An 18,199-nucleotide genomic window follows, 5' to 3' on the forward strand; every position below is an offset into this window, starting at 1 on the left:
GGAAGATAACTTCCCACAATATCATGCAAGCCGGGAGCAAGGAAGCTTTCGGAGTTTTAATTCAAGGAGGAAAAAACTATGGTAGTACAACACAACATCGGCGCAATGAACGCACAGAGACAGCTTGGAATCACAACAGGCATTCAGGCTAAGTCAAGTGAGAAGCTCTCATCCGGTTATAAGATCAACCGTGCAGCAGATGATGCAGCAGGTCTGGCTATATCCGAAAAGATGAGAAGGCAGGTTAGAGGTCTGAATCAGGCTTCTGCAAACGCACAGGACGGAATTTCTGCAGTACAGACAGCTGAAGGTGCTCTTCAGGAAGTTCAGGATATGCTTCAGAGAATGAGCGAGCTTTCAACTAAGGCTGCAAACGATACACTCACAACAAGTGACAGAACTTATATCAAGTCTGAGATCAATGCACTTGTATCTGAGATCAATCGTACAGCATCTGCTACCGAATTCAACAACACAAAGCTTCTGGATGGTAACTTCACCGGAAAGAAACTTCAGGTTGGTACAGAGACATCTGATCAGAACCAGATCACAATCTCTATCGGTAACATGAATGCTACATCCATCGGCCTTACTTCTACAAGCGTTTCTAGCCACGATGACGCTAAGAATACCATGGATAACGTAAAGGTTGCTCTCGAGAACGTATCCCAGATGCGTGCTAACCTTGGTGCATACCAGAACAGACTTGAGCACACCATTAAGAATCTGGACAACATTGCTGAGAATACTCAGTCAGCTGAATCCCAGATCCGTGATACAGATATGGCAGCTGAGATGGTTAAGTATTCCAACAATAACATCCTGGCTCAGGCTGGTCAGTCAATGCTGGCTCAGGCCAATCAGTCCAATCAGGGTGTTCTGTCAATACTTGGCTAATCTGTTTAAAATCTGTTTAAGTGCTAAATTGCCAAACTACCACAAGAAGGCCCCGGTCGCAAGACCGGGGCTTTTCTTTGGAGGCACTTCAATGTATTTGTTGTTCGACAAAAGTGTAAAAAACTTAATAGATAAAGATTATCATATTTATAAGAATTAAAAACAAAATATTTAGACAATATGATGAATTATACCAAAACATAAGAAAATATACTTTAGTATAGCTGTTATTTTATTAATTTTTCGATCATTTCTCCGATATATATTGTGAAAAGATAAGTAAAGTGCCTTGGAACGGACTCCTAAAGGGCTATATTAAAAGGACTGTGGCAGCAGGGATGCAGGTGCCGGTTCAAGGAGGATTTATTTATGGTAGTACAACACAATATTACGGCGATGAACTCTCAGAGACAGCTGGGTATCACAACGGATGTCCAGGCAAAGTCCAGCGAGAAACTCTCATCAGGTTACAGGATCAACCGTGCAGCGGATGATGCAGCAGGTCTGGCAATCTCCGAAAAGATGAGAAGACAGGTAAGAGGTCTGAATCAGGCTTCAGCCAATGCCCAGGACGGAATTTCAGCAGTACAGACAGCTGAAGGTGCCCTTCAGGAAGTTCAGGATATGCTTCAGCGTATGAATGAGCTTAGTGTCAAAGCTGCTAACGATACACTTACAACAAGTGACAGAAACTATATCAAGGCTGAGATCGATGCTCTGGTATCTGAGATCGACCGTACAGCATCAGCCACAGAGTTTAATAACCAAAAGCTCCTGGATGGTTCCTTCTCCGAGAAGAACCTTCAGGTTGGTACAGACAGTAGCGCTGTGAACCAGATCCAGGTTACCATTACATCCATGAATGCAGCTGCTATTGGGCTGACAGGATCTGCTATAACCGTAAGCTCTCACTCAGGAGCTAAGGGAACTATTGAAAAGGTAAAGGCTGCTCTGGAAAAGGTATCCAGTATGAGAGCTGACCTTGGTGCTATGCAGAACAGACTTGAGCACACCATCAAGAATCTGGATAATATCGCTGAGAATACTACTGCAGCTGAATCTCAGATCCGAGATACTGATATGGCAGCTGAGATGGTTAGATATTCTAACAACAATATTCTGGCTCAGGCAGGTCAGTCTATGCTGGCTCAGTCCAATCAGTCCAACCAGGGTGTACTTTCACTTCTTCAGTAACAGTGATGAATATAATGAGGCCCGGCAGCAGTGCTGCCGGGCTTTTTTCTATGGCTTTATATTAATGAAGCTGATATGTGATCTGTTGATCTATCTTGAGAAAGAAGCTTAGTAATAGCTTGTTATACCAAGCCTTAGTTTCATTTCTTCTTCAAGATTGCATTTTCTTACAGGTTCGTCTGTATGATTTTCCTTGCAGTAGTCTGCTATCATCTGCAATTGCCCAAGGTAATAGGGATAATTATGCTGGGATGCTTGCTGTTTGGGAGTCATATAGTTTTTGCCAAAACGTTTGATCAGGTGAATATCATGATTTTTGAATGCCATGATACTACCGGTCTCAAAGGGGAGCATTATATATTCTTTAAGAGCTTCTTTTGGAAAGCGTATACTTGGAGCATGATAGAAGATATGATTTATAAGGGCCATTTCGTCTGCTTCGTCTTCGTGTGTCATGCTACAGGCGGCTTCATAAAAGGTCTGCAATTGCCAGACTATGGACTTGTCTGAAGCAGGGTCCAGATTAACACCCAAAAAGCTTTGGATGTTGACTAGTTTTTGAGGAAGACTGGGGTCTCTGGGATCCTTTAAGATGAGGTCTGCAGCATTCAGGCACAGGTCAGAGAATTCGCCTACCCACTTAAGAGTAGCTTCGTCTCTGGGAATATAGTCAAATACATATACATCTACTCCGGCTCCCATGGGGAAACCATAATTGGCTGCCAGATATTTGTCATCCCATCTGACGTGGTTGGTATTGACTATGCGGTAATAGCCGTTAAATGGAAAATTGCTGCTGTCCTTGCCTACAAGCTGGAGAGTATCGGGAAGTTCGTTTATGTGAGAGACCAGTATATTGAAGTCATCTCTGGTCATTGCTATGTCTATATCATCATCCCAGGGGATCACGCCGTGCTCTCTGACTGCTCCAAGAAGCGTACCCCAGTAAGCACTGTAGTGAATGCCATAATGGTCACATAGCTTTTCCAGCTCGGATACTACGCGCATCTGAGCTGCCCAGCATCTCTTCATTGTGGATGTGATCGTGAAGTCTTGTCTGATCTCCTCTTTGAAATAATCTTCAGTAAAAGAAAATGACATTTCCCTCCTACCTTTCAGTCTTGCCCGGGGTGTTGATTCTTATATCTAATAATCTATAATTAAAGAAATGAGCATTGTTAATGCAATTGTACCTAATAGTATTTCGGTCAAATGGCGGAAAATATAATGTTTGATAGTGTCTTCGCCGATAATAGAATTATACCAATACAAAAGTTTTTGGTATATGCAGTAGAAGAGAACGGATAAAAGCAGAAAATGACTGATAGAATTAAAATATCAAATGACGGATTTGGCTTGAGGCCTGCAGTTATGGAGGATGCACGGCTCTTGTATGACTGGAGAAACGATGAGGACACCAGGCGATTTTCTTTTAACAAGGAGCCTATCAGGTATGAGGACCACCTGAAATGGCTGGAAAAGAAGCTGGGACAGGATGATTGTCTGATCCTGATATTCTCTGACAATGAAGGAGATGCAGGACAAGTCAGATATGACATTTGTGATGGGATAGCCCTTATGTCGTACAGTATTGACAAGGATCGAAGGGGAAGAGGCTATGCAGGTATCATGCTTGAAATGGCAGCCACGCTCCTTCGCAGGAAATATGGAGATGTGACAGTGAAGGCGGAGGTCCTGCCCGGCAACGCGGCGTCTGTTAGGGTATTCCAAAAGCTGGGCTATCTCATGGAAAGAGAAGATGATCATTACGTCTTTTACAATAAGAAGACCGGGGACAAATAAGGGGCAGGAATGAAGATCATAATGGCTGCCTGGGGCAGTATATATGAAGACACGCTGAAAATAGCATTGGAGAAGCTGGGCCATGAAGTGATCCTATATAAGAAAGAGTGCAGGCATTATACCAGGGATATGGAATATGCCCTGGGGCTCATGACTCTTATAGGGACCGGGCAGGTAGCCGGAGTTATCAGCTGCAACTATTTTCCTATTATATCAATGGTCTGTAAGAAGTGCGGGATAAAGTACTATTCGTGGGTCTATGATTGTCCCCATTATACCCTGTATGCGGCTCCTGTCCTTTATGATGTTAACAGGATAGCCTGTTTTGACAGGGAAATGGCAGAAAGGCTCAGGAAGCTTGGTGCAAAAGATGTCATCCATCTTCCTCTTGGCGCAGGAGCCTTGGCTTCAAATGGAGCGTTTGAAGGGGATAAAGGCTATGACTGCGACGTCTCCTTTGTGGGAAACCTATATACCAATAAATACAATTATTTTGACAGCTTATCGGATGCTCAGGAGCTTCTTGAGGCTTCGAGTAAGGCGGTGGAAGAGCAGATATTTGACTATAGAGAGGATCATCTGGCCAGCTTTTTTGACAAGGGCAGATCTGAAGAAGAAAGGCGTTTCCTTAGAGAAAAGGCCGCTGAACAGATAGATAAAGAAGGGCTCCTACCGGGAGATGAATATCTTTTGGAGCGGGATGACATTTTTATCAGCTCTTATCTGGAAAAGAAAGTGACTGTAGAAGAAAGAAGAAGGCTTCTTGAGAGCCTTGCCGGGAATGGGACGGACCTTAGGCTCTACACGGCATCAGATACTTCCTCTTCCCCTCTTTTGGATAAAGTGGCTATGGGACAAGTGGATTACAAGACTGAAATGCCCCTGGTTTTTCTAAGGAGCAGGATCAATCTGAATATCAGTCTCAGGAGCATTCACAGCGGGATTCCGCTAAGAGCCATCGATATCATGAATGCGGGTGGCTTTCTTTTGTCTAATTATCAAAAGGAGCTTGAGGAGTATTTTGATATCGGCAGGGAGCTTGTAACCTATGACAGTCTCGAGGACTGCAGGGAGAAGATCAGCTATTACCTCGCCCACGCAGATGAGCGGGAAATGATAGCCGCGGCAGGCATGAAGGCTGTACGTGAGAGGCTGTCAGCGGAAAGAGAAGTGGAAATACTATTATCAATATGAATATAGCAGCATAATACCGAGGCATTGAACGTTTACAGCCATAGAACGGATGGCGGAAATGAGGGCGATATGGCCGGTACTGAACAAAAGTATTTTGAGCTTATGGCATCTATGATGTGTGCCGATTACGGCAATCTGAGTTCGGAAGTGAAGGCTTTGGACGAAGCGGGAGTGGACTCTTTTCATATCGATATCATGGATGGGCGATTTGTCAATAATTTTGCTATGTCCCTATATGATATGGCATATATCGCATCTGCCACAAATAAACGCCTGGATGTACATCTGATGATCGAACATCCCAACAATAATATCGATCTCTTCTTGCGTAAGCTCAGGAAGGGTGACACTGTGTATATCCATCCGGAAGCCGAGTATCATCCGTCTACTACACTGCAGAAAGTGATAGATGCAGGCATGGTGCCGGGCATAGCAATAAATCCCGGGACCAGCGTGGAGACTGTATATGAGATGCTCAGGATAGTAAAGAAGGTCCTGGTGATGTCAGTGAATCCCGGCAATGCCGCTCAGATGTTTCTGCCCTATGTTGGTGAAAAGCTTCCCAAGCTTCTGGAGCTGAAAAAAGAAATGGGTATCAAGATCTACTGGGACGGAGCCTGTTCTGCAGAAAAGATCAGGACCTATGCTCCTATGGGAGTGGACGGATTTGTCCTTGGTACGACCCTTTTATTTGGCAAAAAAGAATCTTATGGGGATATTATCAAAAGGATAAGAGAATTGGAGATATAAGAATATATGTCAGTAGATAGAAAGTGTCTGTGCATGATCCTGTCAGGAGGTACCGGAAGCAGGATCACTTTGGAAGACAGGCCAAAGCAGTATGTGGAAGTGGGCGGCAGACCCATTATCAGTTATGTTCTTGAAACGGCAGCCCGGAATAACAGGATTTCCGGGCTTGTTATAGTGTGCGCCCCGGAGTGGGAGGATTTTATCAGGGAAGCAGTTCGGACCAGCTGCGGAGGCAGGTTTGAGGATGTTTCTTTTGCTCGACCCGGAGAAAACAGGCAATTGTCCATATTAAACGGACTCTATGCTATGAGAGATGCCATGAAGGATGATGACCTGGTCGCAATACTTGAGGCTGCAAGGCCGTGCCTTACAGATGAGCTTCTGGATGAATGCATAGCAGCAGCTATGGATGCAGAAGGTTCTCTACCTGTATTGCCTATGAAGGATACCATCTATATGTCAAGTGACGGGGTTAAGGTATCAGGACTCCTTGACAGATCGGAGCTCTTTGCAGGGCAGGCTCCTGAAGTCTTTCATTATGGAAAGTACCTTAGGGCAAATGAAAGCCTCAGCCATGAAGAGATCATGATGATCCATGGCAGTACTGAGCCTGCTATCATGGCCGGGATGGATATAGCCATGATCCCCGGTGATGAGGCTAATTATAAAGTGACTACCAATGCTGACCTGATCAGGTTCAGGGCAGAGCACGGAGGGTGACCATGAGGGGCTGGAATCTGTATTCTGTAGCAGATCTGAGATTTGAAGATGTTAAGATGCCTGTGCCTTCAGATGAAGAGGTGATCGTCAAGGTGGAGGCTGCGGGCATCTGCGGCTCTGACGTGCCTAGGATATACAGGAACGGGACATATCATTTTCCCGCCATACCGGGGCATGAATTTGCAGGCACTGTTTATTCCGAAGAAGGAGGCCTGGCAGGCAAGAGAGTGGGTATATTTCCTCTGATACCCTGTGGAGTATGCCCTATGTGCAAGGCTCACAGCTATGAGATGTGCGAGAATTACAACTATTTGGGCTCTCGCTGCGATGGCGGCTTTGCAGAATATGTGAAGGTGCCTGTATGGAACCTGATAGAGCTGGATGAAAATGTCTCTTTTGAAGAGGGTGCTATGATGGAACCCTTGGCTGTGGCTATACATGCTGTCAGGGGGATCCTGGGCGGCAGGATAAAGCCTTTAGAATGGAAGCTTACGGAAGGCGCTGATCCTACCGCGCCTGTTATGGTGTCCGGTATAGGCGCTATAGGGCTCCTTGTAATGATGGTGCTAAGGAGCCTGGGCTTTGAAAACATAAGCTGTATAGGTACGAGGGATCTACAGTTCGAGATGGCTGGGAAGCTGGGCATTGATCCTGACGATATCTACAGCACAGACGATTTTGAAGGGCGGGGAGCTGCTATGCTGGCAGGACAGTTCGCCTATGCATTTGAGACTGCAGGCACAAGGTGTTCGCTGGAGAGATGCCTTGACTGCGCTTCTCCCGGAGGCAGGGTGATGCTGGTGGGCAATCCTTTGGCTGATATGAACCTGGACAAAAATATATATTGGAAGATACTGAGAAAACAGCTGACCCTGAAAGGAAGCTGGAATTCCTATTATGATCATGCGCCCCTTGACGACTGGAATATTGCTATGAAGCTGATGGGCCAGGGTCTTATAAGGCCCAATCTGCTGATCAGTCACAGGTTTTCCCTTGAAGATCTGGATAAAGGGCTTGATATAATGAGGAACAAACGGGAAGATTATATTAAAATAATTATAGTAAATTGATCTGGACGGGAGGTGGAAATGGCAGAGAGTAAAATGGCGATATGGGCTCACAGAGGTCTGAGTATGGATTATCCCGAAAATACTCTTCTGGCCTTTAAAAAGGCTGCTGAGCTTGAGGGCATCGCAGGTATAGAGCTGGATATACAGTTTACTGCTGACAAGGAGATAGTTGTATTTCATGATGAGACTGCTGGCAGAGTGCTTGCCGCGGAAGCTAATATTGCAGAGTGTTCTTTAAAAGAGCTTCAGAGCCTTTCTTTTAAAAATTCAGAAGCTTTTACAAGTGAAGAACAAAAACTGATCTACGTGCCCACGCTATCTGAAGTTCTGGAGCTTATGGAGCCATACTGCAGGGATAACGGGCAGAGGATAAATATAGAGCTCAAGACTGCCAATGTAAGATATGAAGGGATTGAAAAGGCTGCCTATGAGCTTGTAAAGGACAAAGGCATGCTGGACTGTGTTCTGTGGTCGTCTTTTCTTCCGGAGTCCATGGCTATTATCAAAAAGATGGATCCCGGCGCTGAGACAGGTATGCTGGCGCCTCATATGAGCGAGAGTCTGGAAAGAGGTGCGCTTGTGTCAGCTGATGCATATCATGTGGCACTGGAACTCTTATATGAAGTTACTGCTGCGGAAGCAGATAGCTATAAAGCTGACGGGCTCATTATCAGAGGCTGGAATGTGTCCGAGCCCTTATTTGGCAGCGGACGTATCCTGATAGACCATGATTACAGGGATTACAGTGTATACGGAGTGACAGATCTTATCACCAACAGGGCTGATCATTATCTGGCAGCAGGCAGATAACTGCGCTATAATGGTAGTTGCTCATGAGCAGGCGGATAACTGCGCTATAATGGTAGTTGCTCATGAGCAGGCAGATTGCTGAGCTATAATGATTGCTCCTCTTGAGCGGACAGATATGATAGCGGATTTTGCAAAAACACTTGACTGTAACAGAAGTGTATGCTATTCTGTTACAGCGACAAGAATTTTGGGTCTTTTTTTTATGCAAAAAAAGACTTTTTAAAAGACGCTATAAATCACGCGGAGGTAGAGAGATGCGTACAAGAATCACACTTGCTTGCACAGAGTGCAAGAACCGTAACTATGACACAACAAAGGACAAGAAGACACATCCTGAGCGTATGGAGATCAAGAAGTATTGTCCTTTCTGCAGAAAGCATACTATGCACAAGGAGACAAAGTAATATTTGTCTGAAACGGAACCTACTAATGCTTCAAGAGGGAGACCATAACAATGGGAGAGTCCAATAATACAGTAGAGAGCACAAGTTCAAAGAAGTCAGCAAATTCATCTGATAAGAAGGTGGCAGGCGATAAGGTTAAGTCTTTTTGGGCAGGCCTTAAGGCTGAGTTTGGCAAGATCGTTTGGCCCAGCCGCGAAACTGTAGGCAAGCAGACTGTTGCTGTAGTTGTAGTCTGCATAGTTGTCGGCGCATTGATAGCTGCTCTTGACTATGGTTTCGAAGCAGGTTTGAATTTCCTTCAGAATCTTTGATCTGAGGGATCACATTAAAGGAGATTCAAATGGCAGAAGAAGAGAAGAAGCTGCAGGAAGTCCCCGCTGAGGACAGCCTCGTTACTGAAAGCTCTGTTGCCGAAGAGTCATCAGCAGATAAGCTTGATGCAGAAGACAAGACAACAGAAGCCAAGTGGTATGTAGCGCATACATACTCCGGATATGAGAACAAGGTAAAGGCTAATCTTGACAAGACCATAGAGAATCGTCATCTTGAGGATCAGATCCTTGAGGTAAGAGTTCCTCTTCTGGATGTTGTCGAGGTTAAGAACGGCGCTAAGAAGAATGTTCAGCGCAAGATGTTCCCCGGTTACGTTCTGGTACATATGATCATGAACGACGAGACCTGGTATGTTGTTCGTAACACCCGTGGTGTTACAGGCTTCGTAGGTCCGGGATCAAAGCCTGTTCCGCTTTCCGATGCTGAGATCAAGCCCTTGGGCATCAAGACAGAGAATATTTCTGTTGATTTTGGCGTTGGTGATGAGATAGCCGTTATTGCAGGCGTATGGAAGGATACCGCCGGTGTCGTTCAACGTATGGATTTCGGCAAGCAGACAGCTACTATCAATGTAGAGCTGTTTGGCCGTGAGACACCTGTTGAGATCAGCTTTGCTGAGGTTCGCAGGATCGACGGTTGATAAAGGTATATAGCAATAGTGCTTATACATATAACCCTATGGAGTGGGAGCGTATACGACATATATTATGAGCGGAACGCGTCCAACCACATATTTTCTTAGGAGGAAGCCATCATGGCAAAGAAAGTCGAAGGATACATTAAGTTACAGATCCAGGCCGGCAAAGCAACTCCGGCACCCCCGGTTGGCCCTGCACTTGGTCAGCACGGCGTTAACATCGTTGAATTCACAAAGCAGTTCAACGCAAAGACAGCAGATAAGGGTGACCTGATCATCCCTGTTGTTATCACTGTTTACACAGACAGAAGCTTCACATTTATCACAAAGACACCCCCTGCAGCAGTACTGCTGAAGAAGGCTTGCAATCTTCAGAAGGGTTCAGGCGTTCCGAACAAGAACAAGGTTGCAAAGATTTCTAAGGATAAGGTACGCGAGATCGCTGAGATGAAGATGCCTGACCTTAATGCCAACACAATTGAAGCAGCAATGAGCATGGTTGCGGGAACAGCTCGCAGCATGGGCATTGAAGTAGTAGACTGATAGGAGGAGAGTAGATCATGAAGCACGGAAAGAAATATGCTGAAGCTGCAAAGCTTATCGAGAAGTCAAAGCTGTACGAAGCTGAGGAAGCTATCTCTCTGGTAAAGAAGTCTGCTACAGCTAAGTTTGATGAAACTGTAGAACTGCACATCAAGACAGGTTGCGACTCCCGTCACGCTGATCAGCAGATCAGAGGCGCTGTAGTTCTTCCTAACGGAACAGGTAAGACTGTTCGTGTACTTGTATTCGCTAAGGGTACAAAGCTTGACGAGGCTCAGGCTGCAGGCGCTGATTTTGTTGGCGGCGAAGACCTGATCCCTAAGATCCAGAACGATGGATGGCTGGATTTCGACGTAGTAGTAGCTACACCTGATATGATGGGTGTTGTTGGTCGTCTTGGTAAGGTTCTTGGTCCTAAGGGACTGATGCCCAACCCTAAGGCTGGCACAGTTACTATGGATGTTGCTAAGGCTATCGCTGATATCAAGGCTGGTAAGATTGAGTATCGTCTTGATAAGGCTAACATCGTACACGTACCGATCGGTAAGGCTTCTTTCTCTGAAGAGCAGCTTATCGAGAACTACACAGCTATCATGGATGCTATTTCCAAGGCTAAGCCCAGTAGCGTAAAGGGACAGTACCTTAAGTCCATCAGCGTTGCAACAACAATGGGCCCTGGCATCAAGATCGTAGCTAACAGATATTGATAAATGCGTAAGTTGCAAGCTGCAACGAAGCGTGTATATTACAGTGTCTATAGAGGACCTGCAGGTAACTGCAGGTCCTTTTTTACGCATTGATGCACATTGACGTCATTGCTTGCGGCCTGGAGGGGGTGCGCTGATAAACCCAAATGTGTTACAATAGCTTTGGGTTAAAGGCGGGATTGATCTGTATGGAAACTTGGGATCAATTATGCATACTTGTGATAATTTGGGGGAATGGTCATGAGAAGGTTTGAGGGTAAGGTGACTGCAAGGCTGTCACTTATGGCAGCTATGCTTGCTATATGCAGTCTTTCCGGATGTTCGCACAAAGCAGAAAATACACAATATGCTTTTGGAGAGCCTGTCTATGCTACTGGAGAGGACAGTTTGCTCCCTGAGGGCTATGATCAGCAATCCGAGCTTCAAAGACAAGACTATGTGATGGGTCCTGATGGGGACATGATCGCTGAAGGGGGTGTACCAGGAGCGGCAGAACCCAACGCGGATAATTACGCTGTAGGCAAAAGGGTCCCCACTATTCAGGTAATGGGAGAAGAAGAAAATGACGTTTCTTCCGAAAAAGATGGATCAGCTGATAAAGAAGCTGATAAGGCAACTTTCGGCAGCACTGAGAATAATCTGCTTGAAGCAAAGGAAACTGAAGATGCAGCAGCTGATTCCGGTGATTCTTCTGACAGCTGTGTCAGCATAAAAAACAGATCTTTTGATGCATCCTCAGATGAGGTCACTGTTATATTTGGGGGTGATGTACTCTTTTCCAGGGATTATGCCATTTTATATTCCGTGCAGAGAAATGGCGGAATAAGCGGGGTTGTAGACAAGCCGCTCCTGGATCTGATGCAGGGTGCTGATCTGTGTATGGTCAATAATGAATTTCCTTATACAACAGGCGGCGCACCACTTGAAGGCAAGGAATTTACTTTTCACGCAGATTACTCTTCTGTCTCATATCTAAGAGATATGGGTGTGGATCTGGTGAGCATAGCCAATAATCATATATTTGATTATGGCGAAAAGGGCCTGCTTGATACTCTGTCCTGCCTGGAAGATGCAGATATGCCCTATGTGGGAGCCGGAAGAAATATAGATGAAGCTTCGGAGACGCTCTATTTTACCAGCGATAATGGCATCAGACTGGCTTTTATATCAGGCTGTGACGTTGAAGGTGCTGAGCCTCCCTTTACCAGGGGAGCTACAGAATCTCTGCCCGGTGTGTTCAGGGTCAGGAAAGATGAGCTGTTATGCCAGCGCGTGAGAGAGGCAAAGCAAACTGGCGCTGTGGTGATCGTATATATGCACTGGGGCATAGAGAATACCACTGAATTAAACTGGCTTCAGATGAGTCAGGCAAAGGATCTGTCCGCAGCAGGAGCAGATCTCATAATAGGAGATCATCCCCATTGCCTGCAGGGAATAGATTATGTTGGCGATGTTCCTGTGATATATAGCCTTGGCAATTATCTCTTTAATTCCAAGACTCTTGATACAGGTCTGATAGAAGCTACTTTTGCCAAAGAAGGCCTTAAGAGCTGGCGGTTCATACCTGCTATCCAGTCCGGATCTGCTGTAAGAGCAGCATCTCCGGAGGAAAAGGCCAGGATCATATCCTATATGCAGTCTCTCTCTCCTAATGTGATAATCTCTCAGGATGGCGTTATAGACTCGCTTGTTCCCAGGGGATAATCTGTATTAATTTATAAAAAACACTTGACAGCTAATGGCTATATGTAGTAAATTATTTTAGGTCGTAAGACCAAGCCGAAGACAGCAGGTGTCGTAAGACATAAACCGCATGGTTCCCTGCCGAGGATTAGTTCATTATCTGACTATTACCCTCCCAATGTCTTTGGGAGGTTTTTTTTCGGCCGAATTCTATAAGGAGGTAAAGACATGGCAAAGGTTGAGATTAAGCAGCCTGTAGTTCAGGAGATTTCTGAAAAGGTTAAAAATGCGCAGGCTGTTGTTCTGGTAGATTACCGCGGACTTACTGTTGCTCAGGATACAGAGCTTCGTAGAGCACTTCGTGCTGAGGGCGTAAGCTACAAGATCTACAAGAACACAATGATGAAGCGTGCATTCGAGGGCACAGATTTCGCTCAGATGGATGATATGCTCAATGGACCGAGTGCAATGGCTGTTTCTGAAACAGATCCTGCAGCTCCGGCTCGTATCCTGTGCGAGTTCGCTAAGAAGAACAACGCACTTGAGGTTAAGGGTGGTGTATGCGAAGGAAGACTGTTTGACGAGAAGACCATTCAGGAAATCGCAGCAATTCCCCCGAGGGATCAGCTCCTTTCCAGACTGCTTGGTTCTATGCAGTCACCTATTGCAAACTTCGCTCGCGTGGTTAAGCAGATCGCAGAGAAGAATGCAGATGGCAGTGAAGCAGCACCCGCAGCTGAGGAAGCTCCTGTAGCTGAGGCACCTGCAGCAGAAGCAGAAGCACCTGCAGCAGAATAATTTAATGGCTCTAGTTTAAGATGAGCCGATATCCGGAATCTACCGGAGATGATATTAAAAATAAGATTTTAAACCAGACTAAATGGAGGTAAATTATCATGGCAAAGTTATCCACACAGGAAATCATTGATGCTATCAAAGAGCTTTCCGTTCTTGAACTGAACGATCTCGTAAAGGCATGTGAAGAAGAGTTCGGCGTATCCGCAGCAGCAGGTGTTGTTGTTGCTGGTCCTGCAGCAGGCGCTGCAGCTGCTGAAGAGCAGACTGAGTTCAACGTAGAGCTGACAGAAGTTGGCCCTAACAAGGTTAAGGTTATCAAGGTTGTTCGTGAGATCACAGGTCTTGGCCTCAAGGAAGCTAAGGATCTCGTAGACGGCGCTCCTAAGATGATCAAGGAAGGTGCTGAGAAAGCTGAAGCTGAGGATATCAAGGCTAAGGTTGAGGCTGAAGGCGCTAAGGTTACTCTTAAGTAATTTTTGCCTAAGTCATTGTTTTTATAACTCATATAGAGAAGCTGCAACGTGTATGCGCTGCAGCTTCTTTTTTTGCACAAAAAAGTTTCTTGACACACTTGCTTTTTGTGGTATAAAATGTTATGTGCACTTATTGTGGAGTGACAGGCCCTAGTGCGCCCTTTTTTAGGAGAGGGCAAGAGGACGCCTGTTTACTCGATTCATTTAATATAGAACGGGGTGAATGTCAATGGAAAAGTACAGGATACATCCTACCGGTTCGGCCGAGACTGTGCGCATGAGCTTTCAGCGCCAGAAAGAAGTTCTCGAGATGCCTAACCTCATCGAAGTCCAGAAGAACTCCTATCAGTGGTTCCTGGATGACGGTCTCAAGGAAGCGTTCGATGATATTTCTCCTATCGAAGACTACAGCGGAAAGCTGAGTCTTGAATTCGTAGACTTCAAACTCTGCGAGGATGAAGTCAAGTATTCCATCGAAAAATGCAAAGAAAGAGATGCTACATTTGCTGCACCTCTTAAGGTCAAGGTTCGTCTCCATAACAAGGAGAAGGACGAGATCACAGAACACGAGATCTTTATGGGCGACCTGCCTCTGATGACTGCTACAGGCACATTTGTTATCAACGGTGCTGAGCGTGTTATCGTATCACAGCTGGTTCGTTCTCCCGGTATTTACTACGATCTCACATATGACAAGCTGGGTAAGCAGCTGATCGCATGCACAGTTATCCCTAACCGTGGTGCATGGCTTGAGTACGAAACAGACAGTAACGACGTATTCTATGTACGTGTAGACCGTACACGTAAGGTTCCTGTTACAGTCCTGATTCGTGCTATGGGTGTTGGAAGCAATGAAGAGATCATTGATCTCTTTGGCGATGAGCCCAAGCTTCAGGCTTCAATCTCCAAGGATTCGTCTACAGATTATCAGACGGGTCTCTTAGAGCTGTACAAGAAGATCCGTCCCGGTGAGCCTCTTTCCGTTGACAGCGCTGAATCACTGATCACAGCTATGTTCTTTGACCCCAGAAGATATGATCTGGCTAAGGTCGGCAGATACAAGTTCAATAAGAAGCTTCACCTGAAGAATCGTATCAGCGGACAGGTACTGGCTGAAGATGTTGTTGATGAGACAACAGGCGAGATGATCGCTGCTGCAGGTACCAAGCTGACCAGAGCTATGGCAGAAGAGATTCAGGATGCTGCTATTCCTTATGTATGGATCCAGACAGAAGAGCGTAATGTTAAGGTGCTCTCCAACATGATGGTAGACCTTACTCATTATGTTGACTGCAATCCCAAGGAACTGGGCATCAACGAGGACGTATATTATCCTGTCCTTCGTGAGATTCTGGATGAGTATGCGGTAAAGGATGATGCAGAAGGCCTTGCTGAAGCTATCCAGAACCGTGTGCATGATCTGATCCCCAAGCACATTACAAGAGAGGATATCTTTGCCTCTATTAACTATAATATGCACCTGGAATACGGCATTGGTAACCACGATGATATCGACCATCTGGGCAACCGTCGTATCCGCTGCGTAGGTGAGCTGCTCCAGAACCAGTATCGTATTGGTTTGTCACGTCTCGAGCGTGTAGTTCGTGAGCGTATGACAACCCGTGATGCTGAAGAGATCTCACCTCAGACACTTATCAACATCAAGCCCGTACAGGCTGCTGTTAAGGAGTTCTTTGGTTCTTCACAGCTGTCTCAGTTCATGGATCAGAACAACCCTCTGTCCGAGCTGACTCACAAGAGACGTCTCTCTGCTCTGGGTCCCGGCGGTCTGTCAAGAGATCGTGCCGGATTCGAGGTTCGAGACGTGCACTATACTCACTATGGACGTATGTGCCCTATTGAGACTCCTGAAGGTCCTAACATCGGTCTTATCAACTCACTGGCTTCTTATGCAAGAGTCAATGAGTACGGCTTTGTAGAAGCTCCTTATCGTAAGGTGGACCACACAGACGAGGAAAATCCTGTTGTCACAGATGAGATCACATACATGACAGCAGACGAAGAAGATAACTACCATGTAGCACAGGCTAATACTCCTCTGGATGCAGAGGGTCACTTCCTGCGCAACAATGTATCCGGTCGTTATAAAGAGGAAACATCCGAGTATCAGAAGAACATGATCGATTATATGGATGTCTCCCCGAGAATGGTATTCTCAGTTGCTACAGCACTTATTCCTTTCCTGGAGAACGACGATGCTAACCGTGCGCTGATGGGATCAAACATGCAGCGTCAGGCAGTGCCGCTTCTGACAACCGATGCTCCTGCAGTAGGAACAGGTATGGAGAGAAAGGCCGCTGTTGACTCAGGTGACAGCGTAGTAGCTTCCAAGGACGGTGTGGTTGATTATGTTGATTCACGTATCATCCGTATCTCCTATGATGATGGTGACAATGAAGAATTCCACCTGATCAAGTTCATGAGGACCAACCAGTCCACATGCTATAACCAGAGACCTACAGTAGTAAAGGGTGACAGAGTTGTAGCAGGACAGGTTATTGCAGACGGACCTTCTACATATAAGGGTGAGCTGGGACTTGGTAAGAACCCTCTTATCGGTTTCATGACCTGGGAAGGTTACAACTACGAGGACGCGGTTCTTCTTTCTGAGCGTCTGGTACGTGATGATGTATTTACTTCCGTACATATCGAGGAGTATGAGGCAGAAGCACGTGAGACCAAGCTGGGACCTGAAGAGATCACAAGAGATGTGCCCGGTGTAGGTGATGAAGCTCTTAAGGATCTGGACGAGAACGGCGTTATCCGTATCGGTGCCGAGGTTCGTGCAGGTGATATCCTGGTTGGTAAGGTTACACCTAAGGGTGAGACCGAGCTTACAGCAGAGGAGAGACTGCTGAGAGCTATCTTCGGTGAGAAGGCAAGAGAAGTACGTGATACATCCCTTAAGGTTCCTCACGGTGAGTACGGTATCATCGTTGATGCCAAGGTATTTACAAGAGAGAACGGCGATGAGCTGTCTCCCGGTGTTAATAAATCAGTTCGTATTTACATTGCACAGAAGAGAAAGATCTCTGTGGGTGATAAGATGGCGGGACGTCATGGTAACAAGGGTGTCGTTTCCCGTGTGCTTCCTATCGAGGATATGCCTTATCTGCCCAACGGTCGTCCTCTTGATATCGTGCTGAATCCTCTGGGCGTGCCTTCCCGTATGAATATTGGACAGGTCCTGGAGATTCACCTGTCACTGGCTGCCAAGGCTCTGGGCTTTAACGTTTCAACACCTATCTTCGACGGTGCAAACGAGAAAGACATCCAGGATATGCTGGAAATGGCTAACGACTATGTAAATGACAGCTGGGAAGATTTTGAAGCTAAGTACAAGGATCTGGTAATGCCCGAGATCATGAAGTATCTCTATGATAATCGTGATCACAGAGAGCTCTGGAAGGGTGTTCCTATCACATCCGACGGTAAGGTACAGCTCCGTGATGGACGTACAGGCCAGAAGTTTGACGGTAAGACCACAATCGGTCACATGCATTACCTCAAGCTCCACCACCTGGTAGACGATAAGATCCACGCTCGTTCTACCGGTCCTTACTCTCTGGTAACACAGCAGCCTCTGGGTGGTAAAGCTCAGTTCGGTGGACAGCGTTTCGGAGAAATGGAAGTTTGGGCTCTAGAGGCTTATGGCGCAGCTTATACACTTCAGGAGATCCTGACAGTTAAGTCCGATGACGTTGTAGGACGTGTTAAGACTTATGAAGCTATCATCAAGGGCGACAATATCCCTGAACCCGGCGTACCGGAATCCTTCAAGGTACTCCTGAAAGAGCTTCAGGCTCTGGGTCTGGATATCAGAGTCCTGCGCGAGGATAATACTGAAGTTGAGATCATGGAATCCATTGATTATACAGATTCCAACCTCCGTATGGAGATCGAGGGCGAAGGTCGTCGCAACTATGACGATGAGTCATTTGAAGCAAACGGATTCTCAACTCAGAGATTTGATGAAGAAAGTGGTGAACTTGTGGATGATACAGATCTTTCTTCAGATTTTGCAGCCAACGATCAGGCCGATGACAGCGACTTTTAACATGTGAGATCCATAGATCCTAGTTACTGTCAAAAAGAGCTTTTGTGCCCGGCACAGTCCGGGCATATGACAAGGAGATAATAAGCATGTCAGATTCAACAATGA

General features: G+C 46.0%; 18 protein-coding genes and 1 other annotated feature. Of the genes, 17 read left to right on the forward strand and 1 reads right to left on the reverse strand.

Features of this window, described 5'->3' with window-relative positions; translation table 11 throughout:
- Positions 1–78: 78 nt before the first annotated feature.
- Both G636_RS0111060 and G636_RS0111065 read left to right on the forward strand, forming a co-directional pair.
- On the forward strand, positions 79–897 hold the full coding sequence (locus G636_RS0111060; protein ID WP_026508109.1) for a flagellin N-terminal helical domain-containing protein: 819 nt from the start codon (positions 79–81) through the stop codon (positions 895–897).
- Positions 898–1,266: 369 nt separating this feature from the next.
- Positions 1,267–2,091, forward strand: coding sequence for a flagellin N-terminal helical domain-containing protein (locus G636_RS0111065; protein ID WP_026508110.1), 825 nt, complete (start codon positions 1,267–1,269; stop codon positions 2,089–2,091).
- Positions 2,092–2,199: 108 nt separating this feature from the next.
- On the opposite strand, the gene G636_RS19630 is transcribed toward G636_RS0111065, so the two are convergent.
- On the reverse strand, positions 2,200–3,192 hold the full coding sequence (locus tag G636_RS19630; protein WP_051226920.1) for a LicD family protein: 993 nt from the start codon (positions 3,190–3,192) through the stop codon (positions 2,200–2,202).
- 216 nt (positions 3,193–3,408) lie between these two features.
- Here G636_RS19630 and G636_RS19635 point away from each other — a divergent pair, with 216 nt between their 5' ends.
- The 15 genes from G636_RS19635 to rpoB all read left to right on the forward strand — a co-directional run bounded on the left by G636_RS19635 (position 3,409) and on the right by rpoB (position 18,094).
- Complete coding sequence (locus G636_RS19635; protein ID WP_051226922.1) at positions 3,409–3,894, forward strand: GNAT family N-acetyltransferase; 486 nt, start codon at positions 3,409–3,411, stop codon at positions 3,892–3,894.
- 9 nt (positions 3,895–3,903) lie between these two features.
- Positions 3,904–5,088 carry a glycosyltransferase family protein gene (locus tag G636_RS0111080; protein WP_026508111.1) on the forward strand — a complete coding sequence of 395 codons (1,185 nt, stop codon included), beginning with the start codon at positions 3,904–3,906 and terminating at the stop codon, positions 5,086–5,088.
- A 69-nt stretch (positions 5,089–5,157) separates the two neighbouring features.
- Entirely contained in the window at positions 5,158–5,838 is a 681-nt protein-coding gene (locus G636_RS0111085) for a ribulose-phosphate 3-epimerase (protein WP_026508112.1), read from the forward strand.
- A 6-nt stretch (positions 5,839–5,844) separates the two neighbouring features.
- Complete coding sequence (locus G636_RS0111090) at positions 5,845–6,558, forward strand: IspD/TarI family cytidylyltransferase (RefSeq protein ID WP_026508113.1); 714 nt, start codon at positions 5,845–5,847, stop codon at positions 6,556–6,558.
- 2 nt (positions 6,559–6,560) lie between these two features.
- Positions 6,561–7,628, forward strand: coding sequence for a galactitol-1-phosphate 5-dehydrogenase (locus G636_RS0111095; protein WP_026508114.1), 1,068 nt, complete (start codon positions 6,561–6,563; stop codon positions 7,626–7,628).
- Positions 7,629–7,646: 18 nt separating this feature from the next.
- On the forward strand, positions 7,647–8,438 hold the full coding sequence (locus tag G636_RS18290; RefSeq protein WP_051226924.1) for a glycerophosphodiester phosphodiesterase family protein: 792 nt from the start codon (positions 7,647–7,649) through the stop codon (positions 8,436–8,438).
- 254 nt (positions 8,439–8,692) lie between these two features.
- On the forward strand, positions 8,693–8,842 hold the full coding sequence (gene rpmG / locus G636_RS0111105) for a 50S ribosomal protein L33 (protein WP_026508115.1): 150 nt from the start codon (positions 8,693–8,695) through the stop codon (positions 8,840–8,842).
- Positions 8,843–8,892: 50 nt separating this feature from the next.
- On the forward strand, positions 8,893–9,153 hold the full coding sequence (gene secE, locus G636_RS0111110; RefSeq protein ID WP_081668384.1) for a preprotein translocase subunit SecE: 261 nt from the start codon (positions 8,893–8,895) through the stop codon (positions 9,151–9,153).
- Between the two features lie 29 nt (positions 9,154–9,182).
- Positions 9,183–9,815, forward strand: a complete 633-nt coding sequence (nusG, locus tag G636_RS0111115; RefSeq protein WP_026508117.1) for a transcription termination/antitermination protein NusG — start codon at positions 9,183–9,185, stop codon at positions 9,813–9,815.
- A gap of 114 nt (positions 9,816–9,929) precedes the next feature.
- Positions 9,930–10,355 (forward strand): 50S ribosomal protein L11, encoded by a 426-nt coding sequence (rplK, locus tag G636_RS0111120; protein ID WP_026508118.1) that lies wholly within the window; start codon positions 9,930–9,932, stop codon positions 10,353–10,355.
- A 17-nt stretch (positions 10,356–10,372) separates the two neighbouring features.
- Entirely contained in the window at positions 10,373–11,062 is a 690-nt protein-coding gene (rplA, locus tag G636_RS0111125) for a 50S ribosomal protein L1 (RefSeq protein WP_035779568.1), read from the forward strand.
- Positions 11,063–11,302: 240 nt separating this feature from the next.
- Complete coding sequence (locus tag G636_RS18295) at positions 11,303–12,766, forward strand: CapA family protein (protein ID WP_051226926.1); 1,464 nt, start codon at positions 11,303–11,305, stop codon at positions 12,764–12,766.
- A gap of 57 nt (positions 12,767–12,823) precedes the next feature.
- Positions 12,824–12,952, forward strand: a sequence feature (ribosomal protein L10 leader region).
- A gap of 21 nt (positions 12,953–12,973) precedes the next feature.
- Positions 12,974–13,543 carry a 50S ribosomal protein L10 gene (gene rplJ / locus G636_RS0111135; RefSeq protein WP_026508120.1) on the forward strand — a complete coding sequence of 190 codons (570 nt, stop codon included), beginning with the start codon at positions 12,974–12,976 and terminating at the stop codon, positions 13,541–13,543.
- Positions 13,544–13,641: 98 nt separating this feature from the next.
- Complete coding sequence (rplL, locus tag G636_RS0111140; RefSeq protein ID WP_026508121.1) at positions 13,642–14,016, forward strand: 50S ribosomal protein L7/L12; 375 nt, start codon at positions 13,642–13,644, stop codon at positions 14,014–14,016.
- 229 nt (positions 14,017–14,245) lie between these two features.
- On the forward strand, positions 14,246–18,094 hold the full coding sequence (gene rpoB, locus G636_RS0111145) for a DNA-directed RNA polymerase subunit beta (protein WP_026508122.1): 3,849 nt from the start codon (positions 14,246–14,248) through the stop codon (positions 18,092–18,094).
- Positions 18,095–18,199 lie beyond the last annotated feature (105 nt).

Source organism: Butyrivibrio sp. MC2013, from assembly GCF_000424585.1.
Taxonomy (GTDB): Bacteria; Bacillota; Clostridia; order Lachnospirales; family Lachnospiraceae; genus Butyrivibrio.